The 2,535-nt window shown below is 30.3% G+C and carries 2 protein-coding genes; both read left to right on the top strand.

The genetic code is table 11. The annotated features are described in order from the left end of the window. Positions 1-47: 47 nt before the first annotated feature. The gene (locus OC701_RS02585; protein ID WP_304514522.1) at positions 48-1,100 is read left to right on the top strand and encodes a TldD/PmbA family protein; all 1,053 of its coding nucleotides are present in this window, start codon (positions 48-50) and stop codon (positions 1,098-1,100) included. Between the two features lie 14 nt (positions 1,101-1,114). Next, complete coding sequence (locus OC701_RS02580; RefSeq protein WP_304514521.1) at positions 1,115-2,128, top strand: metallopeptidase TldD-related protein; 1,014 nt, start codon at positions 1,115-1,117, stop codon at positions 2,126-2,128. Positions 2,129-2,535 lie beyond the last annotated feature (407 nt).

Genomic DNA, 2,535 nt, shown 5'->3' with positions numbered 1-2,535 from the left:
GTTTAACTTTGTGTCACCACTAGTTAAACCCTGAGAAGGGATAAATTATGGAAAGCGGTGTGCTGGGAAACTTGCTCGCACCGTTTGGACGGGGGCTGTTGGTAATAGTTGATAGAAAAACGAATTCTATCAAGGAAACGCCAATAATCTATCCGTATGATAAATTTCAAAAAGTTTGGATAGTTAATAGTCGAGGTGTTTCTCGTTATGATAACCGTTATTATGTTAATTTAAGTTTGACTTCTGTAGCTCAAAGCGAATCTAATATTCAAGAATTTAGTAGAAGTTTTGGAAAAGGATCTACTGGAATTTTTTTAAATTATTTAGATTTAAAAGGAATATCTCAACAAGTAGCGAAACAATCTGTTGAGATGTTATCAGCAAAAGAAATTAAAGCTCAAATGATGACTGTTGTGATTAATAATGGTTCAGGTGGAGTTATTTTTCATGAAGCATGCGGACATTCTTTAGAAGCAACATCGATTGCCAGAGGATTATCTCCTTTTTGTAATAAAATTGGCCACAAAATAGCTTCTTCTCTTGTTACTGCTTTTGATAACGGTAATATACGCGAAGCTTGGGGATCAACTAAAATTGATGATGAAGGTAATGTAACACAAAAAAATCTTTTAATTAGTAATGGTATCTTGAAATCTTATTTAGTAGATATGCGTAATGGTTATAAATTAAATATGGCATCTACAGGTTCTAGTCGAAGAGAATCTTATAAGTATTCGCCTACTTCACGCATGAATTCTACTTATATTGCTGCAGGAAATCATGATCCTGAACAAATTATTCGAGAAACTAATTATGGTTTTTATGCTAAATATTTGGGAGGCGGAACTGTCGATCCAAACACAGGAGAATTTAATTTTATGGTTAATGTTGGTTATTTAATTCAAAATGGTCAACTTACAATACCTATTAAAGGTATGATGTTGATTGGCAAAGGACAAGATATTTTGTTGAAAATTGATCGTGTTGGTAAAGATGTTCAATTAGCGCAAGGTTATTGTGGTTCTATTTCGGGAGATATTCCCGTAGATTTAGGACAACCAACTATCCGTATAACAGAAATGTTTGTTAGCGGTAGTTGATAAAGGGTGAAGATATGATTAATTATCAAAAGTGGTTTCAAAAAAGTAAATTACAAGGTTTAGATGGATTAGAAATTACAGTATATAAACAACAAAAATTTAATATTAATTTAGAAGATGGACATATAGAACAATTTACAGCTAATCATTTAACTAGTTATTTTATTTGCGGTTTACTTAAAAATAAAAAAAATTCTATTTATTTAGAAAAGATTGATGATTTAGATAATGATGTTTTAATAGATACAGTTTTAACTCGTTTAAAACAAAAAATAGCGATTTTAAATTTTAATGAACAAGATTTATTGTTTTCAGGATCTTCAAAATATAACACTCTTATAAAAAAGAATTTTAATTTTGAGTCAATACCTCGTGATCATAAAATTAAATTATTGAAAGAATTCTATCAGCAATTATTAGTTAGTAAGCATTTTACTAAAAAATGTAATTTATTGTATAATGAATTTTTTTGGTGTCAAAAAATAGTTAATTCTTTAGGATTACAATTGCAACAATCTAATAGTTATGCTTTATTAGAAGCTAATTGTATTTTTGGTAATAATCAAATTCAAGAAGAAGTTAATAAAATCTTCCCTGTTCAAAAATTCGAAGATTTCCAAATTCCTATTTATATTCGAAATATATTAGAATTAGGAGAAACTAAAATTGGCGCAAAAACTTTACCATCTAAACTTTATCATGTAGTTTTTTCAAATGAAGTTTTTGCAGAATTACTGTCAAATTTTCAAAATGTTTTTAGTGCTTTGTATGTTTATCGTAATTTAAGTAAATATCAATATAGTAAAGATAAATTAGTCGCTAATCCTAAAGTGACTATTATAGATGATCCTTTTATTTCCAAAGCTTTTTTTAATCCGATTTTTGATGACGAAGGAGTCGCTTGTCAAGCCAAATATATTATTAACCAAGGGATTTTAAATAATTTTATTCATAATTTACAAACTGCTAAAATTTTTAATGTATTACCCCAAGGTAATAGTTTTAACGGGGGCGCCAAAGAGGCCTAAATTTCGTGCTATCTAACCAATAGCCAGGGCCGATAAACCCTGAAAGGATATGGTCGGTTTATCAGACGAAAGAATGATAGATTATAGCAGACTATAAAAGCGGGTTGCGACGAAAGCAAATTAGTCAAGAAGACGCCGCCACCGAATAATTCCATGGAGAAGCCTGCAATGGCCTAAGAAGGAAAATGGATGTAATCACGAAACCTGTTTGTAAGTTGCTGTGTAACCGAACAGTCCAGAGTCTATCGATATAAACCGTTAGTATTGGATAGTTTATCATCTAACAAACCTGGAATCTTACCATTTATTAGAATGGTCACTTCCCCTAAAGAATTAAGGTAGAAATTTAGCGTAACTTGGAGAATCCTAAAACTATGTAATTAAATTTACAGATCAGGAAATCAAAG

It is taken from the genome of Candidatus Phytoplasma bonamiae, from assembly GCF_030586845.1.
In the GTDB taxonomy this organism is placed as follows: domain Bacteria; phylum Bacillota_I; class Bacilli_A; order Acholeplasmatales; family Acholeplasmataceae; genus Phytoplasma; species Phytoplasma bonamiae.
This window is presented reverse-complemented; position numbering and strand designations above follow the sequence as displayed.